The sequence below is a fragment of the Hydrogenivirga sp. genome, assembly GCF_056450045.1.
The window spans coordinates 1-7,319 of the sequence record NZ_JBWONM010000051.1; the positions used below are offsets into that span (position 1 = coordinate 1).

9 protein-coding genes and 1 pseudogene are annotated in these 7,319 nt (G+C 53.8%); all 10 read left to right on the top strand.

The annotated features are described in order from the left end of the window. Window positions 1–182, top strand: a pseudogene (locus AC1HCM_RS02000) (glycine oxidase ThiO); the annotation flags it as partial. Window positions 183–256: 74 nt separating this feature from the next. Continuing rightward, window positions 257–1,630: a phosphomethylpyrimidine synthase ThiC gene (gene thiC / locus AC1HCM_RS02005; RefSeq protein WP_479460103.1), complete on the top strand. Its 1,374-nt coding sequence runs from the start codon at window positions 257–259 to the stop codon at window positions 1,628–1,630. Then, the gene (locus AC1HCM_RS02010) at window positions 1,627–2,064 is read left to right on the top strand and encodes a hypothetical protein (protein ID WP_479460104.1); all 438 of its coding nucleotides are present in this window, start codon (window positions 1,627–1,629) and stop codon (window positions 2,062–2,064) included. Before thiC ends, AC1HCM_RS02010 begins: the two co-directional genes overlap by 4 nt. 117 nt (window positions 2,065–2,181) lie before the next feature. Then, window positions 2,182–2,907, top strand: coding sequence for a carbon monoxide dehydrogenase beta subunit family protein (locus AC1HCM_RS02015; protein WP_479460105.1), 726 nt, complete (start codon window positions 2,182–2,184; stop codon window positions 2,905–2,907). Window positions 2,908–2,926: 19 nt separating this feature from the next. Continuing rightward, entirely contained in the window at window positions 2,927–4,093 is a 1,167-nt protein-coding gene (locus AC1HCM_RS02020; protein WP_479460106.1) for a transketolase C-terminal domain-containing protein, read from the top strand. A 21-nt stretch (window positions 4,094–4,114) separates the two neighbouring features. Then, complete coding sequence (locus AC1HCM_RS02025; protein ID WP_479460107.1) at window positions 4,115–4,984, top strand: thiamine pyrophosphate-dependent enzyme; 870 nt, start codon at window positions 4,115–4,117, stop codon at window positions 4,982–4,984. Then, entirely contained in the window at window positions 4,981–5,670 is a 690-nt protein-coding gene (locus tag AC1HCM_RS02030) for a 2-oxoacid:acceptor oxidoreductase family protein (protein WP_479460108.1), read from the top strand. Before AC1HCM_RS02025 ends, AC1HCM_RS02030 begins: the two co-directional genes overlap by 4 nt. 11 nt (window positions 5,671–5,681) lie before the next feature. Continuing rightward, window positions 5,682–5,906, top strand: coding sequence for a ferredoxin oxidoreductase (locus tag AC1HCM_RS02035; protein ID WP_479460109.1), 225 nt, complete (start codon window positions 5,682–5,684; stop codon window positions 5,904–5,906). An 89-nt stretch (window positions 5,907–5,995) separates the two neighbouring features. Further along, window positions 5,996–6,310: a hypothetical protein gene (locus tag AC1HCM_RS02040; protein WP_479460110.1), complete on the top strand. Its 315-nt coding sequence runs from the start codon at window positions 5,996–5,998 to the stop codon at window positions 6,308–6,310. Window positions 6,311–6,325: 15 nt separating this feature from the next. After that, on the top strand, window positions 6,326–7,319 hold a 994-nt coding region (locus tag AC1HCM_RS02045; protein ID WP_479460111.1), incomplete at its 3' end, for an NADH-quinone oxidoreductase subunit 5 family protein.

Here is a 7,319-nt window from a genome sequence, read left to right on the forward strand (position 1 = left end):
GCACACCCGACGAGGCACCCATCTTTGAAGCTGGAGATAACTACTTTGTCTGCGTGGGGCACTACAGGAACGGCATACTCTGGACACCGGCGAGCGCCCATACTATCCTCTCCTATGTTGAGAGGGGGGAGGTTTCTCCCTACGTAAAGAAGTTCGGTGCACATAGGTTTTTGAGAGGATAACCCTTTCAAAATCATATTGTCATGGACGTCCCTGAGTTTAATTTTTATCCATACCACTTGAAAGGAGGAAGGAGATGCTGAGAGCTGATTGGATTGAGAAGAGACGCAAGTTTAGGAATAAAAGCCAGATGCACCTTGCAAGGCAGGGGATAATCACGGAGGAGATGGAGTACGTGGCGAGGAGAGAGGGGCTGTACCCTGAGTTCGTCCGTCAGGAGGTAGCCGCCGGCAGGATGATAATACCCGCAAACATAAACCACCTCCACTTAGAGCCCATGTGCATAGGGATGAACTCCAAGGTCAAGGTCAACGCCAACATAGGGAACTCAGGTTTGGCTTCGGACATTCCCACGGAGGTGGAGAAGGCAAAGGTAGCCATAAAGTACGGTGCGGACACAATAATGGACCTCTCAACGGGGGATGCGATCCCCGAAACGAGACAGGCGATAATTGAGGCGAGCACCGTCCCCGTCGGGACCGTTCCCATATACGAAGCCTGGAAGATAGCAAAGGGAGATGTCAAGGAGCTGACAGTTGACCTGATACTTGATGTGATAGAGGAGCAGGCCCGTCAGGGTGTTTCCTACATGACGATCCACGCGGGAATTCTGAGGGAGCACCTCCCCATGGTCCAGCACAGAGTTATGGGTATAGTGTCAAGGGGCGGAGCGATCCTCGCCCAGTGGATGACGGAGCATGGGAAGCAGAATCCCCTTTACGAGAACTTTGACAAGATATGCGAGATATTCAAGAAGTACGATGTCTCCTTCTCCCTCGGGGATGCCCTCAGACCCGGATGTATAGAGGACGCCACCGACGATGCCCAGCTGGGAGAGCTGAAGGTCCTCGGAGAGCTTACTGAGAGGGCTTGGAAGCACGATGTCCAGGTCATGGTTGAGGGTCCGGGTCACGTTCCCCTACACGAGGTTGAGTTCAACATGAAGATCCAACAGCTCTGGTGCAAGGAGGCTCCCTTCTACATCCTTGGTCCCCTCGTCCTTGACGTGGCTCCGGGATACGACCACATAGGGAGTGCGATAGGTGCTGCGGTTGCAGGTTCGGTCGGAGCAGCGATGCTATGCTACATAACACCCAAGGAGCACCTCGGTCTTCCGAACCTTGAGGACGTCAAGCAGGGGGTGATAGCCTACAAGATAGCGGCTCACGCTGCGGACGTGGCAAAGCACTGGCCCGGGGCAAGGGACTGGGATCTTGAGATGTCAAAGGCAAGGTACGCCTTTGACTGGAACAGGCAGTTTGAGCTTGCGATGGACCCCGAGACAGCGAGAGCTTACCACGACGAGACCCTCCCGCAGGACGGCTACAAGACCGCAAAGTTCTGCTCAATGTGCGGACCCGAGTTCTGCTCCTACAAGATATCCCAGAAGGTTCAGGAGAAAGTTGAGCCCGAAGAGCTCCTCACGAAGGACAACTGGGTAGCACCATGAGGTCGTGGACTTACTTCATACAGCTCATAGGAAGGAACTCAAAGGGAGAGCCCCTTGAGGAGGGGGCTCTCTACATAACCGCAGTCCCCACCGACAAGAACCTCTTTAAAGAGGTGCACCTCTCCTGCTACTCCCAGCACTACCTCCCAGAAGAGAGCGCTATAAACTACGGTCAGGCTTTTGCCATAGGGGTTGACTTCAAGATAGAGGAGCCGAGCAGGTACGGTCTGAAGTTTTACAGGGAGGACGACGAGCTCTACATCTTTGAGGAAGGCATAGACATGAAGGAGGGACTGAAGAAGGTTTACAGGCTCCTCATTGACAGGCTCAGGGAGCAGGGCTACGGAAAGGACTTTGATGTGGTGCCCGATATGGGAGCACCTTCGGAGAACCTGATGAGGGAGTGCCTCCTTGAGGTGATAAAGGAGCTCTGAGGTATGTATAAAACGGCGTTTTATATCTCTGAGCTATCTCATGCTTTTTGCCTTGACAATATAAGGATATCCTTATAAATTGTAGGCATTCCTGCAAAAGCGAGTGGAGGTTCAGTAATGGATAAAGAGAAGGAAAAGCTTATAACACCAGGTCCATCGGGCTACATGCCCACCCCCGGAGCCTTTATGGGGGTTGAGCTCCCGCCTCCAGGAAAGGCTCTGCTCTACGGTGAGATAGTTGATGAAGAGACCGCCATGAGAGAGGCGGCAAAGGCTATGCTCACCCGCAGGAACCCGACCATATTCCCCGGTCCGCTGGTCCTCTGGGGATGGAATGCGGGTGCAATGGAAAAGGCTAAGGCGGTGCTTGAGCTTGCGATGGAGATACCCAACTGCCGTATAATCCCGATGCCAGACTACAGACCGAAGTACCCGAAGATTGACCCCGAGGCGGAGATAAACCCCAACCACCCCAACCTCACCATACTCCACAACAAGATTGAAGCCTGCATATTCGTAGGCGTTCACTGCCACTACGCAAATCTCTCCCTGAGGATGATAAGGGCTGGAACCAACTGCTTCACGATAGCCCTGTGTGCCGAGATGGGACACGAGGATGCGATGGTCTCTCTCAGGGACGTCCACGCTGAGGAGATAAGGAGATTCAAGGATGTCCTCGTTCAGGTGAGGAACGAGCTGGGAATTGAGTGGGAGCCAAAGCCCCCACCCGAGAACCCCTCCCTGCCCAAGGAGGAGTGGACGAAGGTATCTCCGTTGGACTTCGGAGAGTATGCAGCACTGCTCATGCCCAAGAAGGGCGAGATAGTTGAAGAGACAGAGTAATTAGTTTAGGAGGTGTGTTATGCCTGAGCAAAGAGTTGTAGAGCCAGAGCACCTTTTGTTAGAGGCTCCGAGGGAGAGGAAGTTTATAACGGGCTCTCAGGCTTTTGCGGAAGCCGTTAAAAGGGCGAACGTTGATGTAGCCATCGCCTACCCAATAACCCCCCAGTCCGAGACGATGCACCTTGTCGGAGACCTCTTCGGTCAGGGGTACGTGAAGGACTACTACAGAGCGGAGGAAGAGTACGGAGCTATGTCCGCCATAGCGGGTGCTGTCAGAGGTGGTGCGAGAGCCTTCTCGGCGACCTCAGGACCAGGGCTCCTCAGGGGTCTTGAGGCTATAGTCTCCTGGCCCGGTCACAGGATACCTGCCGTCCTGGGGGTTATGACGAGGGTTGTGAACGCACCCCTCTCAATCCAGCCCGACAACGTTGAGCTTGCCTACCTGTTGCACTCTGGTCTGGTAGTTCTTCACGCGGAGAACCAGCAGGACGTCTTTGACTTTACCCTCGCTGGTTTTGTCATATCCGAGAAGGTGGACGTTTACCTTCCCGTGGTTGTCGCGACAGAGGGCTTCTTCGTTACCCACGCCAAGGGCTACGTTGACCTCCCGCCCGAGGACATGAAGCTCCCGCCGAGGGACCCCTACAAGGCTCCCGTTCCTCCAACCGACTGTGAGATACCGCCGGCGAGGATCCAGAGGGACGCTCCGGTTCAGAAGTCAAACTTCATGAGCTACCTCATCCACGCTGTATGGCAGCAGGAGGTCTGGTCTGCCAACAGAAGGGCTATGAAGTGGATATACCACTACCTCGGCGGTCCGATTGAGGTGGTTAATCCCGAGGCTGACGTCTTCATAGTAGCCTCCGGCTGTGCCGCCGCTCAGGGAAGGGAAGCCCAGAGGTACGCCGAGCAGGAGGGTCTTAACGTCGGTCTGGTGAAGGTGAAGTCCATCAGACCCTTCCCCGAGAAGGAGATAAGGGAGGCTCTCAAGAACGCCAAGGCTGTCATAGTTCCCGAGCACAACATAGTGGGGTGGCTCGCCAAGGAGGTTAAGGCGGTCATACCCAACAGCGGTATAGTCGTTGACGGTCCGAGGGTCTACGGTGGAATGACCCTCCCCGTTGAGCTAATTATGGAGGAGATTTACAAGGTCCTCGGTATAAAGAGGGAAAAAACCTATGCTTAAAACCAATTAAGGAGGTGTATCATGGGACTTGAGTACGTAAAGATCTCACCGGGATTTGAAAAATACATGCCCAGGGACTACGTTGACCTGGTCCAGTTTGGGCAGTTCGGCAAGCAGTTTGACGTCATGCAGCTCGGTCAGTTCAAGGAGCTCGTTGAAGAGCACCCGATGTGTGCCGGCTGTTACATGGCTTACTTCATAAGGGTCTTCTACGCAGCCCTTCCCAACCCCGAGGACACCATAGTCATCGGAACGGCAGGATGCGCAAGGCTCGCCCTGTCTCAGGCAGCGGTTCCCTTCATATACGGTAACTACGGGGACACCAACGCCGTTGCCTCTGGTCTCAAGAGGGCTCTCTCCATAAGGTTCCCCGACAAGAACAAGGACGTCGTTGTCATAGCCGGTGACGGCGGTCTGATGGACATAGGCTTTGGAATGACCATGCACTCCTGGTTCAGGAGGGAGAAGTTCACAACCATAATGGTGGACAACGAGGTTTACGGTAACACTGGTGGTCAGGAGAGCGGTATGTCCCCCAAGGGGATACAGCTCAAGATGGCTCCCAAGGGCAAGCAGTTTGACAAGATAAACGCCGTTGAACTCGCCCAGACAGCGGGATGTGTTTATGTAGCGAGGATATCCCCGACCAACCCCAAGAGGATAGCGAAGACAGTCAGAAGGGCTATACTCGCCGCAAGGGAGTTCGGACCCACCTTCATCCACGCCTACACTTCCTGCAACATTGAGTACTCCATACCCACGAGGGAGGTTCTCCAGGACGCAAGGCAGAGGGAGAAGCAGGACTTTAAGTTCTACGAGTGGATGACCGACGAGGTCAAGGAGTACCTCACCGAGCTTGAGAAGAAGCAGAAAGAGGAGGTCAAGTCATGAAGAGGTACAACATAAGGATAGCTGGTGTCGGAGGTCAGGGAGTCGTTACCTCAGCCCACATACTCGGTAATGCCATGTCCGCTGCCGGTAAGTACGCCTCTCTCGTCCCCTTCTTCGGTTCTGAGAAGAGGATGGCACCCGTTGAGGCTTACGTGAGAGCCTCCGACCAGCCCATCTACGAGGTGGGAGAGGTCGTCTATCCAAACGTCATAATGATCTACCACCCTCAGGTCATAACCCACGGTAAGTCCTACACTATGCCCTTTTACACAGGTCTAAAGCCAAACGGTATGGTCATAATCAACAGCGACGTGGACATAATACCCGACGAGGACAGGAGGGTCCTTGAGGAGCTCAACGCGAGGATATTCATGATACCCGCCACCCAGATAGCGAGGGAGATAGCCGGAACGGAGCTTGCCACAAACATGGCTATGATAGGACTCTTCTTCGGTATCACGAAGCTCGTCACCCTTGAGCACATTGAGAAGGCTCTCGTTGAGAGGTTCCTCGGTGGTAGCTTTGTGGCTTCTGGTGGAACGACCGCCCTTGACTCTGCAATAGAGAAGAAGTTTAAGAAGAAGCAGGAACTCCTCGCCAAGAACATGGAGGTCATAAAGCACACGATAAAGCTGGCTGAGGAGAATAAGTGGGTGGAGGAGGAAGAGGAGAAAGTAGCTACCTGAGGAGGTTGTGAATGTATTTCGTAGCGGAGGTAAACGAGAAGGAGTGCGCCAAGTACAACTGCAAGCAGTGTGTCCTGTTCTGCCCTGAGCCCAACTGCCTGAACTACAAGGAGAGCGACCACACAGCCTGGGTGTGGTACGACAGGTGCAAAGGTTGCGAGATATGCGTCTACGTGTGCTCCGACCTTCTGAAGAGACACTGTATTGAGATGGTGATGGTCAAGACGGGAGACTGAGAAAGACCCGCCTCCGGCGGGTTCTTCTATACACAAAAATAAAAGTGGTATTCTGCTAACATAATAATCAAAACCGCTGGAGGTCTGATATGGAAATGAACCAGGAGATAAGGGAGAAGTTTGATCAGCTCGCCAAAGAACTCGAAGACGTGATGGCAAACCCGGACATAGACATTGAGATCTGCTTCAAGGAAGTTGAAGAGGGAGGGAGCTGTAAGGTGGATGCACCCTACCCCTACATAAAGGTCAAGTACATAACCGAAGAGCACGACGTTCACGAGAAGGACATAGAGATAGCGCCCGACCACTGGAACAAGGACGTGGATGAGCTGAAAGAGTATGTGACCTTCATGATAGAACAGTTCATGGAAGAGATAGACAGCGTAGAGTACGGCGGAGAGTAAACCTCCTCTGTTAGTATGCTTCCCCTACTTCTTACCTTAGCCCCAGCCCTTTCCTCCCTGCTGACCTACCTTCTTGGACGGGGGAGTGAGAGGACAACCTCAAGGATAAGCCTCGGCTTTAGCCTCGCAACTTTTATCCTCTCCGCAAGCCTCTTGCTTGAGTTTCTCCTCGCAGGTCCCTATACCTTCAGCCTTTCTTCCCTCCTGAGCCTTAGGGTTGATGCCCTCAGCACAACCATGGCTCTCGTTGTATCTGCGATAAGCTTCATAGTTCATGCCTACTCTGTCAGATACATGAAGGATGACACGGGCTACGCCCGTTTCTTCTCCCTCCTTGACCTGATGACCTTCACCATACTCATAACCGTTCTCGCTGGGAACCTCCTGCTCCTTTTCGCCGGCTGGCACCTTATAGGGGTGCTTCTCTTCTTCCTCCTCTCCCACAACCTCAGGAGCAGAGATTCAGCCCGGTACGCCCTCTGGACCTTCCTCGTTCACAGGCTCGGGGACCTGCCCCTCCTGCTCGCCACAATCCTCCTCTACAGGAAGTTCGGAACCCTTGACATAGCAGCCCTCAGCGGATCCCTCCTGTCGGCGGATCCGAGCTCTGAGGTTGAGCTGATAGGCATCCTCATAGTCCTCAGTGCCTTTGCCAAGTCAGCCCAGTTCCCCCTTCACGTCTGGCTTCCCTATACCATGGGAGGTCCCACCCCAGTTTCTGCCCTGATGCATGCAGGCATAGTCAACGCAGGCGGCTTCCTCATAAACAGGTTTGCTCCTGTCTTCTACAGCGCCGAGATGGGACTTCACCTTGCCTTCTGGGTGGGTCTGATAACCGCCCTTCTGGGCTCAACACTCATGCTTATGCAGTCGGATATAAAGAAGGCTCTCGGCTACTCCACAGTGGGACAGATGGGGTACATGATAATGGAGTGCGGTCTGGGAGCCTTTGCCCTCGCCATATACCACCTGATAGCCCACGGCGTCTTCAAAGCCACCCTCTTCATGG